Origin of the sequence: Pseudescherichia sp. (assembly GCF_032052675.1) — a bacterium.
Classification (GTDB): domain Bacteria; phylum Pseudomonadota; class Gammaproteobacteria; order Enterobacterales; family Enterobacteriaceae; genus Pseudescherichia.
Window position 1 is genome coordinate 33467 of sequence record NZ_DAMBWA010000017.1, and the last position, 26842, is coordinate 60308.

General features: G+C 57.7%; 24 protein-coding genes and 1 other RNA gene. 15 read left to right on the forward strand and 10 right to left on the reverse strand.

Annotation, left to right across the window (positions count from 1 at the left end):
* Nucleotides 1-42 precede the first annotated feature (42 nt).
* Nucleotides 43-175: non-coding RNA, RtT sRNA (locus RTX96_RS18555), on the forward strand.
* A 62-nt stretch (nucleotides 176-237) separates the two neighbouring features.
* On the opposite strand, the gene RTX96_RS18560 is transcribed toward RTX96_RS18555, so the two are convergent.
* From RTX96_RS18560 to hemC, 5 genes are all read right to left on the reverse strand, one after another.
* Complete coding sequence (locus RTX96_RS18560) at nucleotides 238-3156, reverse strand: RHS repeat-associated core domain-containing protein (RefSeq protein ID WP_312671763.1); 2919 nt, start codon at nucleotides 3154-3156, stop codon at nucleotides 238-240.
* A 560-nt stretch (nucleotides 3157-3716) separates the two neighbouring features.
* Nucleotides 3717-4913 (reverse strand): protoheme IX biogenesis protein HemY, encoded by a 1197-nt coding sequence (gene hemY / locus RTX96_RS18565; protein ID WP_103821724.1) that lies wholly within the window; start codon nucleotides 4911-4913, stop codon nucleotides 3717-3719.
* Nucleotides 4914-4915: 2 nt separating this feature from the next.
* A complete protein-coding gene (gene hemX, locus RTX96_RS18570) occupies nucleotides 4916-6103 on the reverse strand; it encodes a uroporphyrinogen-III C-methyltransferase (protein WP_312671764.1) in 1188 nt (395 codons plus the stop codon).
* Nucleotides 6104-6124: 21 nt separating this feature from the next.
* Complete coding sequence (gene hemD / locus RTX96_RS18575) at nucleotides 6125-6865, reverse strand: uroporphyrinogen-III synthase (protein ID WP_103821726.1); 741 nt, start codon at nucleotides 6863-6865, stop codon at nucleotides 6125-6127.
* The gene (gene hemC, locus RTX96_RS18580) at nucleotides 6862-7803 is read right to left on the reverse strand and encodes a hydroxymethylbilane synthase (RefSeq protein WP_312269772.1); all 942 of its coding nucleotides are present in this window, start codon (nucleotides 7801-7803) and stop codon (nucleotides 6862-6864) included. Before hemC ends, hemD begins: the two co-directional genes overlap by 4 nt.
* A 344-nt stretch (nucleotides 7804-8147) precedes the next feature.
* Here hemC and cyaA point away from each other — a divergent pair, with 344 nt between their 5' ends.
* Nucleotides 8148-10694 carry a class I adenylate cyclase gene (gene cyaA, locus RTX96_RS18585; protein WP_312671765.1) on the forward strand — a complete coding sequence of 849 codons (2547 nt, stop codon included), beginning with the start codon at nucleotides 8148-8150 and terminating at the stop codon, nucleotides 10692-10694.
* Nucleotides 10695-10762: 68 nt separating this feature from the next.
* Here cyaA and cyaY read toward each other — a convergent pair whose 3' ends face one another.
* Nucleotides 10763-11083: an iron donor protein CyaY gene (gene cyaY / locus RTX96_RS18590; protein ID WP_103821729.1), complete on the reverse strand. Its 321-nt coding sequence runs from the start codon at nucleotides 11081-11083 to the stop codon at nucleotides 10763-10765.
* Between the two features lie 135 nt (nucleotides 11084-11218).
* On the opposite strand from cyaY, the gene lptM reads away from it, so the two are divergent.
* From lptM to corA, 8 genes are all read left to right on the forward strand, one after another.
* The gene (lptM, locus tag RTX96_RS18595; protein ID WP_103821730.1) at nucleotides 11219-11422 is read left to right on the forward strand and encodes an LPS translocon maturation chaperone LptM; all 204 of its coding nucleotides are present in this window, start codon (nucleotides 11219-11221) and stop codon (nucleotides 11420-11422) included.
* Nucleotides 11423-11457: 35 nt separating this feature from the next.
* Nucleotides 11458-12282: a diaminopimelate epimerase gene (gene dapF / locus RTX96_RS18600; RefSeq protein ID WP_103821731.1), complete on the forward strand. Its 825-nt coding sequence runs from the start codon at nucleotides 11458-11460 to the stop codon at nucleotides 12280-12282.
* On the forward strand, nucleotides 12279-12986 hold the full coding sequence (locus tag RTX96_RS18605; protein ID WP_103821732.1) for a DUF484 domain-containing protein: 708 nt from the start codon (nucleotides 12279-12281) through the stop codon (nucleotides 12984-12986). The genes dapF and RTX96_RS18605 overlap by 4 nt, the downstream gene beginning before the upstream one ends.
* Nucleotides 12983-13885, forward strand: coding sequence for a tyrosine recombinase XerC (gene xerC / locus RTX96_RS18610; protein ID WP_312671766.1), 903 nt, complete (start codon nucleotides 12983-12985; stop codon nucleotides 13883-13885). Before RTX96_RS18605 ends, xerC begins: the two co-directional genes overlap by 4 nt.
* Nucleotides 13885-14601, forward strand: coding sequence for a 5-amino-6-(5-phospho-D-ribitylamino)uracil phosphatase YigB (gene yigB / locus RTX96_RS18615; RefSeq protein WP_103821734.1), 717 nt, complete (start codon nucleotides 13885-13887; stop codon nucleotides 14599-14601). The genes xerC and yigB overlap by 1 nt, the downstream gene beginning before the upstream one ends.
* A gap of 62 nt (nucleotides 14602-14663) precedes the next feature.
* On the forward strand, nucleotides 14664-16826 hold the full coding sequence (gene uvrD, locus RTX96_RS18620; protein WP_103821735.1) for a DNA helicase II: 2163 nt from the start codon (nucleotides 14664-14666) through the stop codon (nucleotides 16824-16826).
* A 148-nt stretch (nucleotides 16827-16974) separates the two neighbouring features.
* Nucleotides 16975-17031, forward strand: a complete 57-nt coding sequence (gene ysgD / locus RTX96_RS18625) for a YsgD/CorL family protein (protein ID WP_212743980.1) — start codon at nucleotides 16975-16977, stop codon at nucleotides 17029-17031.
* 148 nt (nucleotides 17032-17179) lie between these two features.
* Nucleotides 17180-18130, forward strand: a complete 951-nt coding sequence (corA, locus tag RTX96_RS18630; protein ID WP_103821736.1) for a magnesium/cobalt transporter CorA — start codon at nucleotides 17180-17182, stop codon at nucleotides 18128-18130.
* A gap of 38 nt (nucleotides 18131-18168) precedes the next feature.
* Here the strand turns inward: corA and rarD are convergent, their stop codons facing one another.
* Nucleotides 18169-19062 carry an EamA family transporter RarD gene (gene rarD / locus RTX96_RS18635; RefSeq protein ID WP_103821737.1) on the reverse strand — a complete coding sequence of 298 codons (894 nt, stop codon included), beginning with the start codon at nucleotides 19060-19062 and terminating at the stop codon, nucleotides 18169-18171.
* A 57-nt stretch (nucleotides 19063-19119) separates the two neighbouring features.
* On the reverse strand, nucleotides 19120-19587 hold the full coding sequence (gene yigI, locus RTX96_RS18640; RefSeq protein ID WP_103821738.1) for an acyl-CoA thioesterase YigI: 468 nt from the start codon (nucleotides 19585-19587) through the stop codon (nucleotides 19120-19122).
* A 160-nt stretch (nucleotides 19588-19747) separates the two neighbouring features.
* On the opposite strand from yigI, the gene pldA reads away from it, so the two are divergent.
* Genes pldA through rhtC form a run of 3 tightly spaced genes read left to right on the forward strand, consistent with a single transcriptional unit; the run spans nucleotide 19748 to nucleotide 23160 of the window.
* Nucleotides 19748-20617 (forward strand): phospholipase A, encoded by an 870-nt coding sequence (pldA, locus tag RTX96_RS18645; RefSeq protein WP_103821739.1) that lies wholly within the window; start codon nucleotides 19748-19750, stop codon nucleotides 20615-20617.
* A 35-nt stretch (nucleotides 20618-20652) separates the two neighbouring features.
* A complete protein-coding gene (gene recQ, locus RTX96_RS18650) occupies nucleotides 20653-22479 on the forward strand; it encodes an ATP-dependent DNA helicase RecQ (RefSeq protein WP_103821769.1) in 1827 nt (608 codons plus the stop codon).
* 60 nt (nucleotides 22480-22539) lie between these two features.
* Entirely contained in the window at nucleotides 22540-23160 is a 621-nt protein-coding gene (gene rhtC, locus RTX96_RS18655) for a threonine export protein RhtC (protein ID WP_103821740.1), read from the forward strand.
* 38 nt (nucleotides 23161-23198) lie between these two features.
* Here rhtC and RTX96_RS18660 read toward each other — a convergent pair whose 3' ends face one another.
* Both RTX96_RS18660 and rhtB read right to left on the reverse strand, forming a co-directional pair.
* The gene (locus tag RTX96_RS18660) at nucleotides 23199-24095 is read right to left on the reverse strand and encodes an Rpn family recombination-promoting nuclease/putative transposase (protein ID WP_312671767.1); all 897 of its coding nucleotides are present in this window, start codon (nucleotides 24093-24095) and stop codon (nucleotides 23199-23201) included.
* 165 nt (nucleotides 24096-24260) lie between these two features.
* Nucleotides 24261-24881 carry a homoserine/homoserine lactone efflux protein gene (rhtB, locus tag RTX96_RS18665; protein WP_103821741.1) on the reverse strand — a complete coding sequence of 207 codons (621 nt, stop codon included), beginning with the start codon at nucleotides 24879-24881 and terminating at the stop codon, nucleotides 24261-24263.
* Between the two features lie 108 nt (nucleotides 24882-24989).
* Here rhtB and pldB point away from each other — a divergent pair, with 108 nt between their 5' ends.
* Entirely contained in the window at nucleotides 24990-25982 is a 993-nt protein-coding gene (gene pldB / locus RTX96_RS18670; protein ID WP_312269778.1) for a lysophospholipase L2, read from the forward strand.
* A gap of 38 nt (nucleotides 25983-26020) precedes the next feature.
* Entirely contained in the window at nucleotides 26021-26821 is an 801-nt protein-coding gene (gene yigL, locus RTX96_RS18675) for a sugar/pyridoxal phosphate phosphatase YigL (RefSeq protein WP_312269779.1), read from the forward strand.
* Nucleotides 26822-26842: the final 21 nt, after the last annotated feature.

Below are 26842 nucleotides of genomic sequence, written 5' to 3' on the forward strand. Positions count from 1 at the left end.
CGCCGACCACATTTAGAAACCCCGCTTTATAGCGGGGTTTTTTTTCGCCTGAATTTCCAGAGGATGAGAACCTCCGGGGCAGGAGGTTCGACTTGAGCGGAGCGAAAGAACGTTGCTTTAGCAACGGCCCGCAGGGCGAGCCACGGAGTGGCGAGTAATCCTCTCTCGCCGACCACATTTAGAAACCCCGCTTTATAGCGGGGTTTTTTTTCGCCTGAATTCCTGACAGTTTCTGGCTTACCGTGCGTCTGTGGCTACGGCAGGCCATAGCCTTATCATTTCATGGCTTGCTCCTAGCGCATTCTGCAAGACAATGTCTCGCGATACGGGATGCGGTTGATTAGCGATTTCGATAATTAACTCTCCGGACATTGTCATTTCATATCTGGACGTTTCCATCTGACCATTGATCTCCAGGCCTATTAATCCTGATCGAGAACGACCTCGCAGAAATTGGGTTGTTATAAAATCATAGACTTCTTGCCAGCTGTTTGTTGCGGCTGCGCTCGTAACACGCTGAAAAACATGATAACTTTCATGCGGCTGATTCTCCGGCGGCGTGTTTCTGTCTATTAAGCTTATTTGACCTGACTGATAATCCAGAACATAAATATCGTCATTGCTTCTTGTCACTGCAACGACATGCCCTCCTCCCGGAGAGAAAACGTTCTGCTGAACGTTAGCTGGACGTCGATACGCTAATCCTACGGCTTCATTGTTGGCTAATTCTCTATTCAAATAATCATAGGTTGCCTGCCAGCGATTTTGATGTAACCCCATGTTCTCATTAAAATTCTGCGTACTTACGTGTACGCTTGCTTGGTTAAATAGTAATTCGATTTCATCCAGTGAGGCAGAGTCCTGTTGCATGATCTCCGTATAGTTAACAATATCATTGACATCTGTATTCACTAACGCGGCTATCGTGCAGTAATAACAATTCTGGTTTAACTGATAGGGATTCATAAACTGGGCGACGGTTGGGAACATCGCAGCAAAACGCTCCATTAAATTAGAACCAAAAAAACCGGTGAAATTTTCAGGTAATGGTCTTAGATTAAACGAGTTCATTACTTCGAGCATATGACTGGCCCACTCTTGGTTTGTATAGAGGCCAGTACTATCTTTGAGCGTTAACGGGTTATTCCCTACCATTCGGAACAGGTTCAGCCCGTCCACCTCGCCTGCCGGATCGGCGCTCACCCAGCGGCACAGCCACGGGGCGTAGTAGCGGTGACCGTAGTAGTACAGCCCGGTGCCGTCCCGCTCCTTGCCCGAGTAGCGCACGGTCTTGTAACTGGCCTCCACCTCGCTGCGCGCCGCCCACACCGCCGTGCCGCCGAAGGGATAGTACTCCTCCCGGCTGATAATTCCGCCCCCGGCGTCCAGCTCCAGCATCAGCGAGCCGGTGTTGTCATCCACGCTCCAGCGCACCTGGTTGTTGTCAATAGCATCCGGTTTACCTGCTTCCCAGTGCAGCACCCGGATACCCGCCCGCCCCGCCTGGCCGGTGATGACGTGCAGCTCCTCTGTCGGCTCCGCAGGCGGCGCCTCGCCCGCGGTCTCCTGCCAGCATCTGCGCAGCTCCAGCCCCGGCAGGTAGCGGACATCGGCCACATTCCACAGCCCGCTGCTGCCGTTCGCCAGGGTCCGGGTCTGTCTGCGCACCCGCCGGCTGCCGCTGTACTGGTACAGCTCCCGGTCGTTCTGCGTGACGTCCGGGTCGCGGCTCACCAGGGTCAACGACTGCAGGTTGTTGCTGCCGTCCCAGGCCAGCGGGTCGGTCTGGGACGCTCCGGCCTGCAGTTTCTGCAGGTTGCCGTTGCTGTCAAACCACTTCGCCACCTCATCCGGGCTCTGCGCGCCGCCGTCGTTCCGCTGCACGCTGCGGTTCGAGGTCTCCGCTGTGGTCATGGTGCGCGTGTAGCTTCCCGCCCCGCTGTGCGTCATCGTTTTCAGGTTACCGCTGTCGTCATACTCATAGCTGCGGGCGTAGCTGACATACTGGCTGCCGTCCGGCATTACCGGCAGGGCGCTGTACTGCATGCCGGTGTTGCCCGCGTTCTCGCGCCCCTCTGCGCTCAGCAGCTGGTACAGCGCGTCATAGGTATAATCACGCACGCCGTCCGTGGCCTGGTTACGCCAGTAGCCTGTCGCCACGCACCCGTCGGTCAGCAGGGTGACGTTGCCGGTGAAGTCATACTTCCAGCTCAGGTCCTGCAGGCGGCGGCCATCCGCATCCTTTGCCAGAATACCGGACAGCCACTGCGTCTGCGGGTCATAGCTGTACCCGGTGGTCACGCCGTTGCCGGCGGACTCTGTCAGCACCTGACCCGCCGCGCTCCATGTCACGTCCGTCAGCAGGGTCTGCGTCTCCCCGCCCGCCGGGGTCACCGTCTGATAACCGATATTGCCGCTGATGTCATACCGCCAGGCCTGCACATGGTTCATGGCATCCGTCTGGTTCAGCACCATGCCCCGGGCATCGGCGGCAGTGGCCGTGGTATACACATCTGCCTCCAGCAGTGCTGCTGCATCCGCCTGCCAGTCCGGTAACGCCTCTGCCGAAGACAAAAAGCGCTGCGTCTGGCTGAGCACCGCCCCGCTCAGCGCCACCGCGTTCACCTGCGCCAGGCCGCCATCATCATACTGCGCCACGCAGACTCCCCGCAGGTTGTCCTCCTGCGAGCCGTCATCCGCCGGACCGGCGTCGCCGTACCCGCTGCGCCAGCTGACCCGGATGTCACCGCTTCCGCTCAGCTGCTCGCTGCCGTATGAAGGGCGGCCCAGCGCATCGTACGCCACGGTCTGCACCGTGCCGCGCCCGTCCCGGCGCCACACCGGACGGCCTGCCGCGTCAAACAGTGTCACCAGATCCCCACTGTCGCTGCTTTCACGGTGCAAAACCTGACCTGTCAGTGAGGGGGTGCTCCGCAGATTTGCTGGCGTCGCGTCGTTAGCAGACCAGGCGGCAAACAGGCGCGGGTCACGGAGTGACACCACCCGGCTGGCCTCATCCATCTGCGAATGGGTGACCAGCAGGCGCAGCGGATCGCCGTCCTGCTCACGGTTCCAGTTGAGGACGCGCACGGCCAGTCCCCGGTTATCGTGTACGCTGACCACCGGCGTGCCGGTGGCAAGAGTGGGATCGCTCATGTGGTTTTACCCTTTCTATTTTTAGAGGAGAAAACATAAGGCACTATTAACCAGAGCGTAGAGGGCATTAACGTAGTGAAGAGAGCAAAATAGAGCAGGGGAGATCTAAAAAAGACAGAAGCTGGTGTATATGTCGCCAATCAACGACACGAAATCTTTTGTTTTAAAATGGCTTATTATTTTTACGTTATCTTCGTCGCTATAAGGCGACACTTTTGCTGCTTCCTTCGCACTTCTCACTGCATTTCAGGGCAATTTCGTGACACCTTCCATAATTCCTAAATGAATACAGCCTGCTAGTTTTAAGAGTGAAAAAGTGGCACGCCTTGTGCAATAATATACCTGTAGATGCTCATTCCATCTCTTATGCTCGCCGCAAGGCCTCATATACTCAGGAATGACGCAGAGCCGTTTAATGGTGCTTATCGTCCACAGACAGATGTCGCTCCGGCCTCATCAAACACCATGGACACAACGTTGAGTGAAGCACCAATTTGTTGTCACGCAGACCTGTTTAATGCCCGCTCTGGTTTCAGAGCGGGCGTTTTTTTATGGCGGGTTTACTGCGGGGGATTGTTCTGCAGAGTATGCATCAGGCCGTCGCGACGCATGGCGGCCGCTTCTTCTGGTTGCTGTAGGCGGTCAAGGGTATCGGCCAGCCAGGCATAATCAAACGGATCCGGACGCTGCTTCAGCGCGGCGCGGAACGCCAGGCTCGCCTCCCGCCACTCTCCGTGCTTCATCAGCGACTGGCCAAGCGTGCTCCACAGCAGCGGGCGATCGCCCTGAGTCTTAATCTGCTGGCGCAGCGCCTTCTCTACCTGCTCTGGGTTGTTGGTCTTCAGACGCGGGATCAGCAGCACCAGCCGATCGTCATACTGACGCTTCAATCCGTCGAGAAGGATCTCCTGCGCGGTATCATGATCGTCACACTCAATCAGATGCTCGGCCATAGCCGCCTGGAGCGCGACCTGATGGCGGGTTTTGCGGCTCTGGTGCTTCCACCAGGTTTTCAAGCCGCTGCTGCCCCCTTCGGCCCGGGCCTGATCCATCATGCCAATCCATGCCCGCTGGGCCAGCGCTTCGTGATGTGCTTCATCACCGACGCCCGCTTTCGCCATTGAAGGGATACAGTCCAGCAGAGAATTCCATGCCCCGGTACGGGTATAGGCCTGCTCAGCCAGACGCAGCACCTCCGGATGGCGCGGCGTAATCTCCAGCAGATTATCGACGCCGTGGCGCGCGGCGTGATTTTCGTTACGCGCCAGCTGCAGACGCACGCGAGTGATCTCTACCGGAATAGGATCGTGCTCGGCCAGTTCGGAGGCACGCTGCAGATGCTGATTAGCCCGGGCTTCGTCACCACGCTGCTGGGCTGCTTCAGCGGCCAGCAGGTAGTTCACCATCGGCTGTTCGGCATGATCGGCGTTTTTCGCCATCAATTTTTCAACCTGCTGATAGTCGCCCTCGGCCAGCTTGAGCAACGCCTGCTCGGTCTGCTTGCGGGCGCGGCGGCGTTTGCGGCCGGTGAACCAGCCGCGGGTGCGCGCGCCGGTATGGAAAATACGGCGCAGCAGCCACTCAACGGCAAACAGAACCACCATAGCGAGGATCAGGATGATCACCAGCCCCGTCACGCTGGTTTCAATATTGTAGTTATCGGTCTGGATCAGCACATAGCCCTGGTGTCCGGCTACCATAGGTCCGATAACGATACCGGCGAGCAGCAGTGCAAAGAGGAGCAATACTTTTAGCATGATTATTCCCCCTGCTGCGGCGCAGCTTCATTCGCCGCCGGCGCTGACGGTGCCGCTGGCGCTGCGTCATTGGCCGCCGCCGCAGGCTGGGCCAGCAGATTACGCACGCGCGTCTGCATCAGCTTCTCCAGAATTGGCTGGCTTTGCAGAGCATCCGGCAGCGTCATAGTAATGTTCTGCTGGCTGAGCTTATCGACCTCTTCGAGGAACGCTTTGGTGCTGGCGTCATCGGTATCGTAGTAAGCACGTACCCAGCTGGAAACATTATCCAACGCCTGTTTGTAGGTCTCTTCCTGATGACGCGGCACGGCCTGGGCGGCAACCAGCAGGCGTGAACGGATGTTCTCCCGCAGGTAAATATCCTGGTTCGGGGCGAGCAGGGGAACCGCAGTTTCATCGCGACGGCGAACGGTAATAAAGCTGTCCATAAAGTTGTGCCAGCTCTTTTGCAGGTTTACCCGCCATTCGCTCAGCGAGCTGGAGAGCTCGCCGCTATCGTTATCCATCGGCGCATCGTCATCGTTGTTATCCGCCAGACGCAGATTATCGATCTGGTTAGAGAGCTGGTTAACCTTGAGGATGATGCCGTCGTAATCCACCTGCGCCACGCCGGAGAGGCTGGCGACGTCGTCGGTGATGGCGCGGCGGGCAGCAATCAGGCTTGGATCGTTCATATCGGCCAGGCTTGCATCGGCGCTTTTCAGCAGCGCGGCAGCGGTAGTGACGTCGCCATCGCTCCACAGCTTACGCCCGGCCAGCTTCACCAGGAAATCGGCCTGGGCCAGCAGCCAGGTTTTGGCGTCGGTTCCGGAGATGGTCGCCACCTTCTGCGATAGCTCATCAAGCTGCTTATTCTGCTCGGCCTGCTGGCGCTCTGCGGCGGCCAGGGCATCGCTCTGCTGCTTGATAATGCCTTCAAACTGCGTTTTCTGTGTCTCCTGCGCCTTTTGCAGCGCAGTAATTTGGCTTACCAGCGCATCGCTGGTGGCTGACTGCGTTGAGGTCTGCTGTTTCACCCAGCCATAAAGCCCCACGCCAGCGGCCAGCGCAATGGCGATGGCAATCGCGCTCAGCGCAAGACTGGTCTTAATGGCGCGATCCTTCTTCTCAGCTTTTTCTGGCTGTGGCGTGGTATCCACGGCCTCCCTGGTCTCTTCAACCACGGCAGAGGAGTGTTGTTGTTCCGTCATTATGGCTTCCCATTATGAGAGTTATTGTAATGCGCGCAGCAGCGCATCGTTGTCAGCGTTATCAGCGACCTGAATATCCTGCCAGCCCAGATCCCGGGCGAGGTGCGCCAGACGTTCGCTTACCACCAACAGACGGCAGCGAAGTAACCAGTTTTCACGATACCAGGCTGGAATCAGAGAGAAAAGCTGCTGGAGCATCTCGCCGCTGGTCACCACAATCGTTGTGACCCCGCGAGTCTGCCAGCGCATTGCCTCTTCCGCGCCGTCATAAAACTTCGCACTACGTTGATAACATTCACAAAATGTGACGTCAGCGCCGCGTGCCGCCAGCGTTTCGCCTAGCAGCTCGCGCCCGCCGTTGCCACGTAACAGCATTGCACGCTTACCTGCAATATTTTGTAATTCAGGTAATTGTAGCAACACTTCGCTAATTTCCCGATCCACCGGATAGCGTACATTGATGCCGCTTACGGTATGCAGCGCCAGGGCGGTAGTCCGTCCGATAGCGAAATAGCGGGGGGCAACCGGCCAGTGCAGGCCGTGATGCTGGAGATGCGCGTGGGCAAATGCCACGGCATGCTGCGACAGCACAAAGATAAGGTCGTTAGCAGAAAATGCGGCAAGGCGCTCAGGCAGGGTAGCCAGCTCCCGGCCTGGGGTAAATTCGATCAGCGGAAAGCTCCAGGCCACCTTGCCCAGTGCGCGCAGACGGCTCACTAATTCCTCACCGGCGGGAGAGGGGCGGGTGACCAGGATACTCATGCAGGCGCCTCTCCGTTATAGACCTCTGCCAGGATCTCACGCGCACCGTTAGCCAGCAGCTCTTCAGCGAGCGATACGCCCAACTGCTCCGCCTCTTCCGGTTTACCCCGGCGCTCACCACGAACCATCACCGAGCCATCCGGTGCGCCGACCAGCGCCCGCAGCCAGATTTCACCGGCAACCAGTTCAGCATAGCTGCCAATAGGCACCTGGCAGCCGCCCTCTAACCGCGTGTTCATTGCCCGCTCGGCTTTAACGCGCAGGGCGGTATCGTCATGGTTGAGCGGGGCAAGCAGCGTCCGGGTGCGTTCATCGTCAAGACGGCACTCAATGCCTACCGCACCCTGGCCCACGGCAGGCAGAGAGAGTTCCGGCGGCAGCGCCACGCGAATGCGTGACTCGAGATCGAGACGTTTTAGCCCAGCAACGGCAAGAATGATGGCATCGTAATCGCCGTTATCGAGTTTACCCAGCCGTGTGCCGACGTTGCCGCGCAGCGAGCGGATCTCCAGATCCGGGCGGCGTTCGGCTAATTGACACTGGCGGCGTAAACTTGACGTGCCAACTACGCTGCCTGCAGGCAGAGCGTCCAGGCTCTCATAATGGTTAGAGACGAAGGCATCGCGAGGATCTTCACGCTCGCAGATGGTGACCAGCCCCAGCCCTTTTGGGAACTCAACCGGCACATCTTTCATCGAGTGGACGGCCAGATCGGCGCGGTTCTCAAGCAGGGCCAGCTCCAGCTCTTTAACAAAAAGCCCTTTGCCGCCGACTTTCGCGAGGGGGGTATCGAGGATCACATCGCCGCGGGTGACCATTGGCACCAGCTCAACGTTAAGGCCTGGATGGCAGGCCATCAGGCGCTGCTGAACATAGTGTGCCTGCCAGAGCGCAAGGGGGCTTTGGCGTGTGGCGATTCTTAAAATATTGTCAGGCATGCTTGTTACCGTCATTATCGTCCATCGACCATCCTAACACTGTTGTCTTAGGGTGTCAGTTTTCACGGGTGATTGCGCAAGAGTGCTAAGAGGCCGTATTCTGGGATTTACACGTAACGAACGGTGCTACACTTGTATGTAGCGCATCTTTCTTTACGGTCAATCGGCAAGGTGTTAAATTGATCACGTTTTAGACCATTTTTTCGTCTGTACTCACAAAATCATAAGGACGAGAAAGGGTGACGGGTATCTTTGTAATACTAAAAATCTGAACCGGACCGCGATTGCCGACGTTTCTGTCAGCGTGGCGCTACGGAAAGGTTTAAAACATCAGGCGATACGTCTTGTACCTCTATATTGAGACTCTGAAACAGAGACTGGATGCCATAAACCAACTGCGTGTCGATCGCGCGCTGGCCGCTATGGGGCCTGCTTTCCAGCAGGTATACAGTCTGCTGCCTACATTATTGCATTATCATCATCCGCTGATGCCGGGTTACCTTGAAGGTGATGTTCCCCGCGGCATCTGCCTCTACACGCCCGATGAAAACCAGCTCCGTTACCTTAACGAGCTGGAGCTGAGCCGTGGGCTGCCGGTACAGGAGTCGCCCAAGGGTGAACTGCCGATCACCGGACTCTATACGATGGGCAGCACCTCGTCGGTCGGGCAAAGTAGCTCTTCCGATCTCGATATCTGGGTGTGCCATCAGTCGTGGCTCGATAACGACGAGCGTCAGCTGCTACAGCGTAAATGTAGCCTGCTGGAGAGCTGGGCTGCTTCGCTCGGCGTAGAGGTGAGCTTCTTCCTGATCGACGAGAACCGCTTCCGTCATAACGAAAGCGGTAGCCTCGGTGGAGAAGACTGCGGCTCTACCCAACATATCCTCCTGCTCGATGAGTTCTACCGCACTGCCGTACGTCTGGCCGGGAAGCGTATTCTCTGGAATATGGTCCCGGGCGATGAAGAGGCCAACTACGACGACTACGTAATGTCGCTGTACGCCCAGGGCGTGCTGACGCCAAACGAGTGGCTGGATCTGGGCGGGTTAAGCTCGCTGTCGGCGGAGGAGTACTTCGGTGCCAGCCTGTGGCAGCTCTATAAAAGTATCGACTCTCCCTATAAAGCAGTGTTGAAAACGCTGCTGCTGGAGGCCTACTCCTGGGAGTACCCGAACACGCGTCTGCTGGCAAAAGATATTAAACAGCGGCTGCACGACGGGGAGATCGTCTCCTTTGGTCTCGATCACTACTGCATGATGCTGGAACGGGTCACCCACTATCTGACGGCGATCGAAGACCACACGCGTCTGGACCTCGTGCGTCGATGTTTCTACTTAAAAGTGTGTGAAAAGCTGAGCCGCGAGCGCGCCTGCGTTGGCTGGCGACGCGAAGTGGTGAGTTCGCTGGTGAAGGAGTGGGGCTGGGACGAAGCGCGTCTCGCCATGCTGGATAATCGCGCCAACTGGAAAATCGGCCAGGTACGTGAAGCGCATAACGAACTGCTTGATGCCATGATGCAGAGCTATCGTAACCTGATCCGCTTTGCCCGACGTAACAACCTTAGCGTCTCCGCCAGCCCGCAGGATATCGGCGTGCTGACCCGTAAGCTGTATGCCGCTTTTGAAGCGCTGCCGGGGAAAGTGACGCTGGTCAATCCGCAGATTTCGCCGGATCTCTCCGAGCCGAATCTGACCTTTATTCATGTGCCGCCGGGCCGGGCCAACCGCTCTGGCTGGTATCTCTATAACCGCGCGCCGAGCATGGATTCGATTATCAGCCAGCAGCCGCTGGAGTATAACCGCTATCTGAACAAGCTGGTGGCGTGGGCGTGGTTTAACGGCCTGCTGACGTCACGCACGCATCTGTTTATTAAGGGCAACGGCATCGTCGATTTGGCGAAGCTGCAGGAGATGGTCGCTGACGTGTCGCACCACTTCCCGCTGCGCCTGCCTGCGCCGACGCCGAAAGCGCTCTACAGTCCGTGTGAAATTCGCCATCTGGCGATTATTGTTAATCTGGAGTACGACCCGACGGCGGCGTTCCGTAATCAGGTGGTCCATTTTGACTTCCGCAAGCTGGACGTGTTCAGCTTCGGCGAGCAGCAAAACTGTCTGGTGGGCAGCGTCGATCTGCTCTATCGCAACTCGTGGAACGAGGTGCGTACGCTGCACTTTAACGGCGAGCAGGCGATGATCGAGGCGCTGAAGACCATTCTTGGCAAGATGCATCAGGACGCCGCGCCGCCGGATAGCGTGGAGGTATTCTGCTATAGCCAGCACCTGCGCGGGTTGATTCGTACCCGCGTGCAGCAGCTGGTGTCGGAGTGCATCGAGCTGCGCCTCTCCAGCACCCGCCAGGAGACTGGACGCTTTAAAGCGCTGCGCGTCGCCGGGCAGACGTGGGGTCTCTTCTTTGAGCGCCTGAACGTATCGGTACAGAAGCTGGAGAATGCCATTGAGTTCTACGGGGCGATCTCCCACAACAAGCTGCACGGCCTGTCGGTGCAGGTAGAGACCAACCAGGTCAAGCTGCCGCCGGTGGTCGACGGTTTTGCCAGTGAAGGAATTATTCAGTTCTTCTTTGAAGAGGCGGGCGACGAGACGGGCTTTAACATCTACATTCTGGACGAGAGCAACCGGGCAGAGGTGTATCACCACTGCGAGGGCAGTAAAGAGGAGCTGGTGCGCGACGTAAGCCGCTTCTACTCCTCATCCCACGATCGCTTTACCTACGGCTCCAGCTTTATCAACTTCAATCTGCCGCAGTTCTACCAGATTGTGAAAGTGGACGGACGCGCGCAGGTGATCCCGTTCCGCAACCAGGCGATTGGTGTGGTGCCGCCGGCCAGTCCAAACAACGACGCGCCGCTGCTGCAGCACTATTTCTCCTGAAGAGAGTTTTCCTCAGGAATGCCCGGTGGTGCTGCGCTTACCGGGCCTACGAGGGCGCAAAACCGTAGTTAACGGAAGCTCACCGGCTCCCCGGCCTGCTGCGTTGCCGCCTGCTCCAGCAGATCCCAAAAATTGTCGCCGGTGCGATCGCAGATCCACGCGTCGCCTTTCAGATCGAAGTGGTAGCCGCCCTGCTTGGTGGCTAGCCAGACCTGGTGTAGCGGCTCCTGACGGTTAATGATAATTTTACTGCCGTTTTCAAAGGTCAGGGTCAGCACGCCGCCGTTGATCTCGCAGTCGATATCGCTGTCGCCGTCCCAGTTGTCCAGGCGCTCTTCAATGCTTTGCCACAGGCCATCGGCAAGGCGGTGGAATTCAGAGTCGTTCATTTTTTTTCCTTCTGATCGTGATGGCGGCAGTATAACGCGAAATAATTCCCATTGCAGGCGGCGTGCAAACTCTTGCTTTTGCGCCCTCTCCTGCGATGATAGAAACCATAAAGCATGAACTTACAGGCAACCATAATGAAAAACGTTTTTCGTTCGCTGGCGGTACTTCTGACCCTGTTTAGCCTGACGGGCTGCGGTTTGAAGGGACCTCTCTATTTCCCGCCAGCTGACAAATCTGCTCCGCCGCCAACGAAGAAAGTGGAGAACCCGGCCCAGACGACCACGCCAACGCGTAACGATCGTGGTACCGGTGACGGCCCGACTCAGGTCATTTACTGACGGTAACATTCTGTCCCTGTGCAATGGAGTCAATGATGCAGTTCTCTAAAATGCATGGCCTTGGCAACGACTTTATGGTCGTCGACGCGGTAACGCAGAATGTCTTTTTTTCACCCGAACTGATCCGTCGGCTGGCGGATCGCCATCTGGGCGTTGGCTTCGATCAGCTGCTGATCGTCGAGCCGCCTTACGATCCGGATCTCGACTTTCACTACCGGATCTACAACGCCGACGGCAGTGAGGTGTCCCAGTGCGGCAACGGCGCACGCTGCTTCGCCCGCTTTGTGCGGCTGAAGGGGCTGACCAACAAGCGCGATATTCGCGTCAGCACCGCCAACGGGCGGATGGTGCTAAGCGTCACGGAAGATGAGCTGGTACGGGTTAATATGGGCGAGCCGAACTTTGATCCCGCCGCCGTTCCGTTTCGCGCGAACAAAGCGGAAAAAACCTATATCATGCGCGCAGCCGAACAGACCATTCTGTGCGGCGTCGTTTCGATGGGGAATCCGCACTGCGTGATTCAGGTGGAGAGTGTCGACACCGCCCCGGTTGAAACGCTGGGTCCCGTACTGGAGAGCCATGAGCGCTTCCCGGAGCGCGCCAATATCGGTTTTATGCAGGTCGTTAAGCGCGAACATATTCGCCTGCGCGTCTTTGAACGCGGCGCGGGCGAGACCCAGGCCTGCGGCAGCGGCGCATGTGCAGCGGTCGCGGTTGGGATCCAGCAAGGTTTACTGGCAGAAGAGGTACGCGTGGAGCTTCCAGGCGGCCGTCTTGATATTGCCTGGAAGGGTCCGGGCCAGCCGCTGTTTATGACCGGCCCGGCAACACACGTCTACGACGGATTTATTCATCTATGAAGCACATTGAGGAAGAGCAGCAGGCGGCCCTGGCCGAACTTACCGATCGCGAGGTCGTCGATTATCTGCTGCGTAATCCTGAGTTTTTTATCCGCAACGCGCAGGCGGTGCAGATGATCGAGGTTCCGCACCCGGTGCGCGGCGCGGTATCGCTGGTTGAGTGGCAGATGGTGCGCGCGCGTAACCATATCAACGTGCTGGAAGAGAACATGACTCTGCTGATGGAGCAGGCGAGCAGTAATGAAGATCTCTTCTCCTGCCTGCTGCGCCTGCAGGGACAGATGGCCTCGGCCAGCAGTCTTGAAGATCTGCTGGTGCGTTTCCAGCGCTGGGCAAAAGAGATGGGTCTGGCAGGGGCCAGCATCCGTCTGTTTTCCGATCGCTGGCGCATCGGTGCGCCCTCTGACTTTACTCATCTGGCGCTAAGCCGCCAGGCCTTTGAGCCGCTGCGTATTCAGCGCCTGGGTCAGGAGAATCACTATCTGGGGCCGCTTAACGGGCCTGAGCTGCTGCTTCTGCTGCCTGAGGCTCGCGCTATCGGCTCCGTGGCGCTCTCCATGATGGGCCACGATGGCGATCTCGGCGTGATCATCTTCAGCAGCCGCGATGTGACCCACTATCACCCGGATCAGGGCACCCAGCTGCTGCAAGAGGTGGCGGCCATGCTGCCGGAGCTGCTGGCGCGCTGGATTGAACGCATATGATCGACTCGCCGCTGCAGCCGCTGGTAACCCGTTTTCTGCGCTACCTGAGCGTTGAGCGGCAGCTGAGCCCGATCACCCTGCTGAACTATGAGCGTCAGCTTGCGGCCATTATTACGCTGGCGGATGAAAGCAATATCAAAAGCTGGCCGCAGTGCGATGCCGCCGTGGTACGCAGCTTTGCGGTCAAGAGCCGACGTCAGGGGCTGGGGCCAGCAAACCTGGCGCTGCGGCTTTCGGCCCTGCGCAGCTTTTTTGACTGGCTGGTAAGCCAGGGCGAGCTGATAGCCAACCCGGCGAAGGGGATCTCTGCCCCGAAAGCGCCGCGCCACCTGCCGAAAAATATCGACGTTGACGACGTTAACCGTCTGCTGGATATCGATCTTAACGATCCGCTGGCGGTGCGCGACCGGGCGATGCTGGAGGTGATGTATGGTGCGGGCCTGCGTCTGTCGGAGCTGGTGAACCTCGACATCCGCCATCTCGATCTCGACACCGGCGAGGTGTGGGTGCTGGGGAAAGGCAGCAAGGAGCGCCGTCTGCCGATAGGGCGCAACGCGGTGATCTGGGTAGAACACTGGCTGGATCTGCGCGGGCTGTTTGGTACGGATGAAGAGGCGCTGTTTCTGTCCAAGCTCGGCAAGCGTATTTCGGCGCGCAACGTGCAGAAGCGGTTTGCCGAGTGGGGCATCAAGCAGGGGCTGAACAGCCACGTGCATCCGCATAAGCTGCGTCACTCCTTTGCTACCCACATGCTGGAGTCGAGCGGAGACCTGCGCGGCGTGCAGGAGCTGCTGGGCCACGCGAATCTGTCCACCACGCAGATCTATACCCATCTTGATTTTCAACACCTTGCCTCGGTGTACGACGCGGCGCATCCACGCGCCAAACGGGGGAAATAATGCGTTTTTATCGTCCACTGGGTCAGATCTCCGCGCTGACCTTTGACCTTGATGACACCCTGTACGATAACCGTGAGGTGATCCTGCGGACCGAGCACGAGTCGCTGACTTTCGTGCAGAACTATCATCCCTCTCTTAGCCACCTGCAGAATACCGACTTCCACCGTTTGCGCCAGGCGCTGCGCGACAGCGAGCCGGATATTTATCATGACGTCACGGAGTGGCGGCGGCGAGCAGTGGAGCGCGCCATGCTGGATGCCGGCCTGAGCGCGGAAGAGGCAGAGGAGGGGGCTACGGCGGCGATGGCAAACTTTGCTCTCTGGCGCAGCCGGATCGACGTCCCACAGGCCACGCACGATACGCTGGCAGCGCTAGCCAAAAAGTGGCCGCTGGTGGCCATCACCAACGGCAATGCGCAGCCGGAACGGTTTGGTCTCGGCGACTACTTTGAATTTGTCCTGCGTGCTGGCCCGGACGGGCGTTCAAAGCCGCATCAGGATATGTACCATCGGGCGGCAGAGAAGCTCGACCTGCCGCTGGGAGAGATCCTGCACGTTGGCGATGACCTCACCACCGACGTGGCGGGGGCGATCCGCTGCGGGATGCAGGCCTGCTGGATCAAACCGGAAGGCGTCAGCCTGCTGACCGCGACCGACAGTCGCTTATTACCCCACGTTGAAATTTCTCGGTTGGCATCTCTGACCTCGCTGATATAATCACCAGATAATCTGTATATATTAACAGGGGTCTGTACGGCCCCTCTCTCCCGGCGGTGCCAATGGACGTTTCTTACCTGCTCGACAGCCTTAATGACAAACAGCGTGACGCCGTGGCCGCATCGCGCAGCAATATGCTGGTGCTGGCGGGCGCAGGCAGCGGTAAGACGCGCGTGCTGGTTCACCGTATCGCCTGGCTGCTGAGCGTAGAGAACTGCTCGCCGTACTCGATTATGGCGGTGACCTTTACCAACAAAGCGGCGGCAGAGATGCGCCACCGTATCGGCCAGCTGATGGGCACCACCCAGGGCGGCATGTGGGTCGGCACCTTCCACGGGCTGGCGCACCGCCTGCTGCGCGCTCATCATCTGGACGCCAATCTGCCGCAGGATTTTCAGATCCTCGACAGCGAGGATCAGCTGCGCCTGCTGCGCCGTCTGATCAAGGCCATGAACCTTGACGAGAAGCAGTGGCCGCCGCGCCAGGCGATGTGGTACATCAACGGCCAGAAAGACGAAGGCATCCGCCCGCACCATATTCAGAGCTTTGGTAACCCGGTTGAGCAGACCTGGCAGAAGGTCTATCAGGCCTACCAGGAGGCGTGCGATCGCGCCGGACTGGTGGACTTCGCCGAGCTGCTGCTGCGCGCCCACGAGCTGTGGCTCAACAAGCCGCATATTCTCAACCACTACCGCGAGCGCTTTACTAACATCCTGGTGGATGAGTTCCAGGACACCAACAACATTCAGTACGCCTGGATCCGCCTGCTGGCGGGTGACACCGGCAAGGTGATGATCGTAGGCGACGACGACCAGTCTATTTACGGCTGGCGCGGCGCGCAGGTAGAGAACATCCAGCGCTTCCTTAACGACTTCCCCGGCGCAGAGACCATCCGCCTGGAGCAGAACTACCGCTCGACCAGCAACATTCTCAGCGCGGCTAACGCCCTGATTGAGAACAACAACGGTCGCCTCGGGAAAAAGCTCTGGACCGAAGGCCTCGACGGTGAGCTGATTTCGCTCTACTGCGCGTTCAACGAGCTCGACGAAGCGCGCTTCGTGGTGAATCGAATCAAGACCTGGCAGGAGAGCGGCGGCGCGCTGGAGCAGTGTGCGATCCTCTACCGCAGCAACGCCCAGTCGCGCGTGCTGGAAGAGGCGCTGCTCCAGGTGGGGATGCCGTACCGTATCTATGGCGGCATGCGCTTCTTCGAACGCCAGGAGATCAAAGACTCCCTCTCCTATCTGCGCCTGATTGCCAATCGTAACGACGATGCCGCCTTTGAGCGCGTGGTGAATACGCCGACGCGCGGCATTGGCGATCGCACCCTCGACGTGGTGCGCCAGGCGTCACGCGATCGTCAGCTGACACTGTGGCAGGCCAGCCGGGAGCTGTTGCAGGAGCGGGCCCTGGCCGGACGCGCCGCCAATGCGCTCCAGCGTTTTCTCGAGCTTATCGACGCCCTGGCCCAGGAGACCGCCGACATGCCGCTGCACGTGCAGACCGACCGGGTGATCAAAGATTCCGGCCTGTGGATGATGTACGAGCAGGAGAAGGGCGAAAAGGGCCAGGCACGTATCGAAAACTTAGAGGAGCTGGTGACGGCAACGCGCCAGTTTAGCTACAACGACGAAGACGAAGATCTGATGCCGCTGCAGGCGTTTCTCTCCCACGCGGCGCTGGAAGCGGGCGAGGGGCAGGCCGATACCTGGCAGGATGCGGTGCAGCTGATGACCCTACACTCGGCGAAGGGCCTGGAGTTCCCGCAGGTGTTTATCGTCGGCATGGAAGAGGGGATGTTCCCCAGCCAGATGTCGCTGGATGAGGGCGGCAGGCTGGAGGAGGAGCGCCGTCTGGCCTACGTGGGCGTAACCCGCGCCATGCAGAAGCTCACGCTGACCTATGCCGAAACCCGCCGTCTGTATGGCAAAGAGGTCTACCATCGTCCCTCACGCTTTATCGGCGAGCTGCCGGAAAACTGCGTGGAAGAGGTGCGCCTGCGTGCCAGCATTAGCCGCCCGGTGAACCATCAGCGCATGGGCACCCCGGTGGCGCAGAACGACTCCGGCTATAAGCTTGGCCAGCGCGTGCGCCATCCGAAATTTGGCGAAGGCACCATCGTTAATCTCGAGGGCAGCGGCGAGCACAGCCGTCTGCAGGTGGCCTTCCAGGGCCAGGGGATCAAATGGCTGGTAGCCGCTTACGCCCGCCTTGAAGAAGTGTAACTTTCAGAAAAATATCACTATTTTGTAACACTCTGCTACCCTTAAACGCTGAAGGCCAATTATTGCTCTTCAGCGTTCCGTTGCGTGTTGACGCCATATTTTAGCTGGCGTAACATGCGCGCACGATCACGCTAAGAGGACATTCGCCTTGGACACACCCAGTAGATACTGGCTCAATTCCCTGTCATCCAGGAACAACTCCTAAGGCTATCTCCTCGCGCTGATGGCCTTAGTGGTTGTCAGCGACAATTATTCCCGTCGCGCTGAGTCAGGCTGTTTAATGGTCTGAAACCCAATTTGTTTCTGTGTGCCCACCGAACTGTCCGATAATTTTTGTATTGGGAGTCCCGGTCATGTTGAGCGCATTTCAACTGGAAAATAACCGTCTCACCCGTCTCGAAGTTGAAGAGACACCTACCCTGATCGATGCGGTGTGGGTAGATCTGGTCGAGCCGGATGACGATGAACGTCACCGTGTGCAGACGGACCTCGGTCAGAGCCTGGCAACGCGTCCTGAACTGGAGGATATCGAAGCCTCCGCGCGTTTCTTTGAGGATGAGGACGGGCTGCATATTCACTCTTTCTTCTTCTTTGAAGATGCAGAGGATCACGCCGGTAACTCAACGGTGGCGTTCACCATTCGCGACGGCCGCCTCTTTACCCTGCGCGAGCGTGAGCTGCCCGCATTTCGCCTCTACCGGATGCGCGCCCGCAGCCAGTCGATGGTTGACGGCAACGCCTACGAGCTGCTGCTCGATCTCTTTGAAACCAAAATCGAACAGCTGGCGGACGAGATTGAGAATATCTACAGCGATCTGGAGAAGCTGAGCCGCGTGATTATGGAAGGCCAGCAGGGCGATGAGTACGACGAAGCGCTCTCTGCACTCGCCGAGCAGGAGGATATCGGTTGGAAGGTACGTCTGTGCCTGATGGATACCCAGCGCGCCCTGAATTTCCTGGTGCGTAAAGCACGCCTGCCGGGCAGCCAGCTGGAGCAGGCCCGCGAGATCCTGCGCGATATCGAATCCCTGCTGCCGCATAACGAATCCCTGTTCCAGAAGGTAAACTTCCTGATGCAGGCAGCGATGGGCTTTATCAACATCGAGCAGAACCGCATCATCAAGATCTTCTCGGTGGTTTCGGTGGTGTTCCTGCCGCCGACGCTGGTGGCCTCCAGCTACGGCATGAACTTTGAGTTTATGCCGGAGCTGCACTGGAGCTTTGGCTACCCAGGCGCGATCGTGTTTATGATGCTCGCTGGCCTGGCGCCCTATCTCTACTTTAAACGCAAAAACTGGCTGTAATCGTTCCAGGCCAGGTGGTTTTGCACCACCTGGCGTCATTACATCTTCCGCATCCGGCGCTGGGTATAGATAGCGTCCATCACGAAAATTGCCAATGCCACCCAGATAAAGGCAAAGGTCACCATCTTATCCATCCCCGGCACTTCACCGTAGAAGGTGACCGCCAGCAAGAACATTAGCGTCGGGCCGATATACTGGAAAAAGCCCAGCGTCGAGAGGCGTAGACGGGTAGCCGCACCGGTAAAGCAGAGCAGTGGAATTGTGGTCACCACGCCCGCCGCCATCAGCAGCACGTTGAGCGACCAGGGGTTACTGCCCATATGGCTGGTAGGGCTGTCAGCGATGCCAAACAGCCAGACGGCGGCGACCGGCAGCAGCCACAGGGTCTCTATTAGCATGCCCATCTGAGCATCAACGGCGATCTTTTTGCGTACCAGGCCATAGAAGGCAAAGCTGAACGCCAGCGCCAGGGCGATGATTGGCAGCGAGCCAAAGGTCCAGAGCTGTACCAGCACGCCGCAGGCGGCAAGGATCACCGCCAGCCACTGCATGCGTCGGAAGCGTTCGCCAAGAAAGATCATGCCCAGCACGATATTCACCAGCGGGTTGATAAAGTAGCCGAGGCTGGCCTCCAGCATATGGTGATTGTTCACCGCCCAGATAAACAGCAGCCAGTTACCGCCGATCAAAACCGCCGAGAGGGCCAGCAGCACAATTTTCTTCGGTGTCTGCAGCAGGATTTTCAGCCGTGACCACTGGCGGCTAACGCTAATCAGTATCACCATAAAAAAGAATGACCAGATAACCCGGTGGGTCAGGATCTCATTGGCGGGAACGTAGTCGATCAGCTTGAAGTACGCCGGTGCGATACCCCAAATAAAATAAGCGGCAAGAGCGAGTAGTACGCCCTGCCGCGTCTGCTTAGCATCCATCGGAACATCCAAATCCGTTAGCAAAAAAGTAACAGCATGTTACCTGATTTTGCCACCTCAACCTACCATGTAGGTGGCGGTGGCGCTGGCAATATAGAGCTGCTCTTCGTTATGCAACTCGACGCGAGCCACGGCAACTTTATTCCCCGCCCGCAGCAGGCTGCTGGTGGCGGTAAAGCGATTGCCGCGACCCGGACGCAGGTAGTCGACGCGCAAATCGATAGTCCCCATCTTTGCGAGGCGCGTGCGCAGCTCCTCTTCAGCAATGGTGTCATGGCGGGTGAGGGTGCTGCCAACGCAGACCAGTCCTGCCGCGACGTCCAGCGCAGAGGCAATCACCCCACCGTGAAGGATGCTTTGTGCCCAGTTGCCCACCATCATTGGCTGATTGTTAAAGCTAAGCTGGGCAAACGATTTTTCATAGCGCTCCAGCTCCAGCCCCAGCGCGCGGTTAAAGGGCATATGATAAACAAAAATTTCGCCCACCAGCTGTAAAGCTTCCTCGGCGGTAAGAACGGCTGACATTATTTTATGCGTCCGGTAGTTAATGAGTTGTTGATTTTATGCTTCTTAATTGTTGTTTTCCACTTTCAGAAACGATAGCTGCGCAGCGTTTATAGAAATATGTAAAATAGGTGTCTGAATATTACCCATCTCAACAATTTTGGTCAGGAGAGCAAAACCGATGCGGACGTATCTGCCCTGGTTTTTGTCAGCCATCGCACTGCCTTTTACAGCATTAGCGCAGGAAGCCACGGTTAAAGCTGTACACGATGCACCCGCCGTACGCGGCAGCATCATCGCGAATATGTTACAGGAGCACGACAACCCCTTTACGCTCTATCCGTATGAATCCAACTATCTGCTCTATACGGTGACCAGCGATCTTAACAAAGAGGCGATCAGCACCTACAACTGGTCCGATAATGCTCGCAAAGATGAGGTAAAATTCCAGCTCAGCCTGGCATTCCCGTTCTGGCGCGGTATCATAGGGCCAAACTCGGTGCTGGGCGCGTCCTATACGCAAAAGTCCTGGTGGCAGCTCTCTAACAGCGGTGAGTCTTCGCCGTTTCGTGAAACCAATTACGAGCCGCAGCTATTCCTCGGCTTCGCTACCGATTATGAACTGGCAGGCTGGACGCTGCGCGACGTCGAGTTCGGGTATAATCACGACTCTAACGGTCGCTCCGATCCCACCTCCCGCAGCTGGAACCGAATCTATAGCCGCCTGATGGCGCAGAATGCTAACTGGCTGGTGGAGGTCAAACCCTGGTTCGTGGTGGGCGACACCGACGATAACCCAGATATCACCAAGTATATGGGCTACTACCAGCTCAAGATCGGCTACCAGCTGGGCGAGGCCATTCTGAGTGCTAAAGGGCAGTACAACTGGAATACCGGCTACGGCGGCGCCGAGCTGGGTCTGAGCTATCCGGTCACGAAGCACGTACGCTTGTATACCCAGGTTTACAGCGGTTACGGTGAATCATTAATTGATTACAACTTTAACCAGACACGCGTAGGCGTGGGCGTTATGCTTAACGATCTTTTTTAAGGCAGAGTCATTTTTTGAAGGCAGATGGGGTTAACGTGGCGCAGGCGGAAGTATTGAATCTGGAGTCGGGGGCAGGGCAGGTTTTGCGAGAAACCTTCGGCTACCAGCAGTTCCGCCCGGGCCAGCAGACCATCATTGAGACCGTGCTCGCTGGGCGCGACTGTCTGGTGGTGATGCCGACCGGCGGCGGGAAATCCCTCTGCTATCAAATTCCGGCGCTGGTACAAAGCGGTTTGACGGTGGTGGTATCGCCGCTGATTTCGCTGATGAAAGATCAGGTCGACCAGCTCCTCGCTAACGGCGTGGCCGCCGCCTGTCTGAACTCCACCCAGAGCCGGGAGGAGCAGCAGGGCATTATGGCGGGCTGCCGCAGCGGCCAGATCCGCCTGCTTTACATCGCGCCGGAACGCCTGATGCTGGATAACTTCCTTGAGCATCTCGCGCATTGGGATCTACGCCTGGTGGCGGTTGACGAGGCGCACTGTATTTCACAGTGGGGGCACGATTTCCGCCCCGAGTACGCCGCGCTCGGCCAACTGCGCGCCCGCTTCCCCGCTGTGCCCTTTATGGCGCTGACCGCAACGGCGGATGACACCACCCGCAGCGATATAGTGCATCTGCTTGGCCTGCGCGATCCGCTGATCCAGGTCAGCAGCTTCGACCGTCCCAACATTCGCTATACCCTGCTGGAGAAGTTTAAGCCGCTCGATCAGCTTCTGCGCTACGTCCAGGAGCAGCGGGGCAAATCCGGCATCATCTACTGCAACAGTCGCGCTAAGGTTGAAGATACCGCCGCGCGCCTGCAGGCCCGTGGCTTTAGCGCCGGGGCCTATCACGCCGGATTGGACAACAGCATTCGCGCCGACGTGCAGGAGAAGTTTCAGCGCGACGATCTGCAGATCGTGGTAGCTACCGTAGCGTTCGGGATGGGTATCAACAAACCCAACGTGCGCTTTGTGGTGCACTTTGATATCCCGCGCAACATTGAGTCCTATTACCAGGAGACCGGCCGCGCCGGACGTGATGGCCTGCCTGCCGAGGCAATGCTGTTTTACGATCCGGCGGATATGGGCTGGCTGCGTAAATGCCTGGAGGAGAAGCCGCCTGGCCAGCTGCAGGATATTGAGCGCCACAAGCTCAACGCGATGGGGGCGTTTGCCGAAGCGCAGACCTGCCGCCGCCTGGTGCTGCTGAACTACTTTGGCGAAGGGCGTCAGAAGCCGTGCGGCAACTGCGACATCTGCCTCGATCCGCCGCGCCGCTACGACGGCCTGGTGGACGCCCAGAAAGCGCTCTCCGCTATCTACCGCGTCGGCCAGCGCTTTGGTATGGGCTACGTGGTTGAGGTACTACGCGGGGCGAATAACCAGCGTATTCGCGACATGGGTCATGACAAGCTCAAGATCTATGGCGAAGGCCGTGACCAGACCACAGAGCACTGGGTCAGCGTGATCCGCCAGCTTATCCACCTTGGCGTGGTGACGCAGAATATCGCCCAGCACTCGGCGTTACAGCTTACCGAGGCCGCACGCCCCTTCCTGCGTGGCGAGGTGCCGCTCCAGCTGGCCGTGCCGCGCGTCGTGGTCGTGAAGGCGCGGGCAAACCCGAAAGTCTTCGGCGGCAACTACGACCGCAAGCTGTTTGCCAAACTGCGCAAGCTGCGTAAGGCGATTGCTGATGAAGAGAATATTCCACCCTACGTGGTGTTCAACGATGCCACGCTGATCGAGATGGCCGAGCAGATGCCGATCACCGCCAGCGAGATGCTCAGCGTGAACGGTGTCGGGATGCGCAAGCTCGAGCGCTTTGGCAAGCCGTTTATGACCCTCATTCGCGAGCACGTTGACGGTGACGATGAGTAGTCAGCGGAGCTAAAAGGTGCCAGGATAGTAGCCTGATCAATCTTTCCCCACGAGTAATCTATGTTAACGCTATTTCTGACCGTGGCGCTGGTGCATCTGGTGGCGCTGATGAGCCCCGGCCCGGACTTCTTCTTTGTCTCGCAAACCGCCGTTAGCCGATCGCGCAAAGAGGCGATGATGGGCGTGCTGGGGATCACCCTCGGCGTCATGATCTGGGCAGGCGTGGCGCTGCTTGGCCTTAATCTGATCCTTGAAAAAATGGCCTGGCTGCACACCATTATTATGGTCGGCGGTGGGCTCTATCTCTGCTGGATGGGCTACCAGATGCTGCGTGGGGCGCTGAAGAAAGAGGCCATTAACGCACCTGCGCCGCAGGTGGAGCTGGCAACCGGCGGGCGTAGCTTTGTGAAGGGGCTGCTGACTAACCTGGCGAATCCGAAAGCGATTATCTACTTCGGCTCGGTCTTCTCACTGTTTGTAGGTGACAGCGTTGGTGAAACGGCGCGCTGGGGGATTTTCGTGCTGATTGCGCTGGAGACTTTTGCCTGGTTTACCCTGGTGGCGAGCCTGTTTGCTCTGCCAGCGATGCGCCGCGGCTATCAGCGTATGGCGAAGTGGATCGACGGCGTGGCCGGCGCGCTCTTCACCGCCTTTGGCCTGCACCTGATTATCTCGCGTTAAGAATCTGCCCGTCCGGGTTTAACCGGGCGGGTCAAGTTTCAGTGTGGGAGCTGCTGCAGTTCGTCTTTTGACAGGCCGGTGATCTCCGTGACCGTACTGCTATTAAAACCCCGCTGTAGCATCGCTCTGGCGATTTCTAGCATGGCAGCGCGTTTTCCTTCCTGAATACCTTCAGCCAGGCCAATCTGCTTCATATGTTCTGCAAAGGTCATCAATGTTTCTCCATGCTGCGGCACGCGCTGTGCCAGTCCAAATAACAGTGTCTGAACGTCCTGTGCTTCTCCCGCCTGTGCGATGTAGTTTATCAACGTGATGACTTGTTGTCTGCTCATCTGCTCAAGCATCAACAAAACTGTGAGCTTGTCCAAAAGCTGTGCCATATCGCGCTGACGAATATGCTTCTGAATGAGCGTCAGGGCCGCCATGCTGCGGTGCTGCATGATCTCATCGTCGGGGATAACGGTGATATCCACTAGGGGAAAGGCGGTGCTGTAGAGCTGGCGAGCAATATCTGGATCGCTAAATGCTTCCAGCCAGTTCAGGGACCAGGGGTAGGGGCTACGCCGTCCTTGATAGAACAGGATGGGGATCACCAGCGGCAGGGTTTTATGCCCAGCCTCCAGATGCTGATGCATTGCCGCTACCGCATAGCGCATTAACCGAAACGCCATGTGCTTGTCCGGTGAGCTCTGATGTTCAATAAGAATATGCACATAGCCACGCCCGCAGGTCGTCTCCAGCGAATAGAGAACGTCGCTATAGTAGGGACGCAGGCTGTCTTCAATGAAACTTCCCGATTCCAGATGCAGGGTATCAAGCTTACAGATGCGGATTAACGCGGGAGGGAGATGAATCTCAATAAAATCCCGCGCGGTTTCTACACGAGAAAGAAAGGTTTTAAATACGGCATCATGCGGTGTGGCTGTCTCCGCCATCGTTCATCATCCTTGAATGAGAGAGTCAGGCGGCATTCTGGCAGTGGTCGCGCTGGGCCAACAGCGTAGAAAAGAGGAAACTTCTCTACTTGTGGGCAGCGCTGCAGGGGGCAGCTCGAACGTGCAGCTTATTACCCTAACGCTGCGAGCAGGCCCCTGAATTTATCAGGCGTGCCTTGCCGAGGCCAGCAGCGCACCGACCAGCATAAACAGCGAGCCAAATACCCGGTTCAACGCCTTCATCTGCCTCGGCCCTTTGATCCACGCTGCGATACGCGTTGCAAGAGTGGCATAGCCAATCATCACGATGATATCTACCACAATGGTGGTGACGCCAAGCACCAGATACTGCATCACCTGAGGCTGATCCGGATTGATAAACTGCGGAAACAGCGCGGCAAGGAACACGATGCTTTTGGGGTTGGTGAGGTTCACAAAGACGGCACGCTTAAACAGTCGCCCGCGAGACTGGGTTTGGGCGAGGGTATTGAGATCCAGCGCACCGGCGGCTCGCCACTGCTGAATGCCCAACCAGACCAGATAGGCCGCGCCCGCCCACTTCAACACCTCAAAGGCCAGCAGCGAGCGGGAGAAGAGCGTGCCGAGACCAACACCCACCAGTACGATATGAATGGCCAAGCCGGTCTGCAGACCGCTAATCGACGCCGCTGCGCCCCGGTAGCCGTGGCTGATGGCGGTAGTCATGGTATTAATCGCGCCGGAGCCTGGCGAAAGGCTAAGGATGATTGAGGTAAGAAGATAGGCAAACCACCACTCGAAGGTCATGCGAAACTCCCTGAACGATATATTTTATGCAACAATACGCTATTGTTAACGTGTTGTATCACGAGTCATAAAAAAACAATTTTACAGACGACCGGGGGCGGAAACCCAATGTTTCGGCAGAAAAAGGGGTGGGAAACAAGAGAAAATGCCTTTGCGGCTTTCACGCACGGACCCTTGACCGATTTCTGGCGGCAGCGTGAAGAGGCTGAATTCACTGGCGTTGGCGATATTCCGGTGCGTTTTGTGCGCTTTCATGCCGCCGAGCACGATCGGGTGATCGTCGTCTGCCCAGGACGTATTGAAAGCTATGTTAAATATGCCGAGCTTGCCTACGATCTGTTTCATCTCGGTTTTGACGTGCTGATCATTGACCATCGCGGGCAGGGGCGCTCCGGACGGATCTTGCCCGACAGACACCGCGGCCATGTCGATAATTTTGATGACTACGTTGACGATCTGCAGGCCTTCTGGCAGCAGGAGGTCGTGCCGGGACCGTGGCGTAAACGCTATATTCTGGCCCACTCGATGGGCGGCGCGATTGCTACGCTGCTGCTGCAACGTCAGCCGCAGCGTTGCGATGCGATTGCGCTCTGCGCGCCAATGTTTGGTATTGTTATCCGTCTGCCTGAGTGGATGGTACGCCATATCCTGAACTGGGCCGAAGGCTATCAGCCGTTCCGGGAGAGCTATGCGCTAGGTACGGGACGCTGGCATGCGCTGCCGTTTAGCATTAACGTGCTTACCCATAGCCGGGTACGCTACCGGCGAAACCTGCGCTGCTATGCTGACGATCCGCAGCTTCGCGTCGGCGGGCCGACCAACCACTGGGTGCGAGAGGGCATTCTCGCCGGTGAAAAGGTGTTGGCGGGCGCGGCGCAGGATACAACACCGATGCTCCTGCTCCAGGCAGAAGAGGAGCGCGTCGTCGATAACCGAATGCACGACCGTTTCTGTGAAATTCGCGCCGCAGCGGGCCACCCCTGTGAAGGAGGCAAGCCGCTGGTCATTAAAGGTGCGTACCATGAGATCCTTTTTGAAAAGGACGCCATGCGCTCAGTCGCGCTTAACGCCATCGTTGATTTTTTCGACAGGCATAACTAATCCGGCGGCTCGCCGCCTGACCAGAGGTTAAATCTATTATGTATCAGGTTGTTGCGTCTGATTTAGATGGCACGCTACTCTCACCCGACCACTCACTCTCCCCCTACGCCAAAGAGACGTTAAAGCTGCTGACCGCGCGCGGCGTCAACTTCGTTTTTGCCACTGGCCGTCACCATGTCGACGTAGGACAGATCCGCGATAAGCTAGGTATCAAAGCCTATATGATCACCTCTAACGGGGCGCGGGTGCACGATACCGATGGCAACCTGGTCTTTACGCATAATCTGGATCGCGAAATCGCTGAGGATCTGTTTGGCGTGATGCATCACGATCCGCACATCGATACTAACGTCTACCGTGACGACGAGTGGTTTATCAACCGCCACCGTCCTGATGAGATGCGCTTTTTCAAAGAGGCCGTCTTCCAGTACTCCCTCTTTGAGCCAGGCCTGCTTGATCCAGAGGGGATCAGCAAAGTGTTCTTCACCTGCGATACCCACGAGCCGCTGCTGCCTCTGGAGCAGGCGATCAACGCCCGCTGGGGCGATCGCGTCAACGTCAGCTTCTCCACGCTGACCTGTCTGGAAGTGATGGCGGGCGGCGTGTCGAAAGGCCACGCCCTTGAGGCCGTGGCAACCGCGATGGGCCACAGCCTGAAGGAGTGCATCGCCTTTGGCGATGGCATGAACGATGCCGAGATGCTCTCTATGGCGGGTAAAGGCTGCATCATGGCCAACGCGCACCAGCGCCTGAAAGATCGCTATCCAGAGCTGGAAGTGATTGGCACTAACGGTGAGAACGCCGTGCCGCACTATCTGCGTAAGCTGTTTCTTGATTGATTAACGATTAATCAGTTGTCA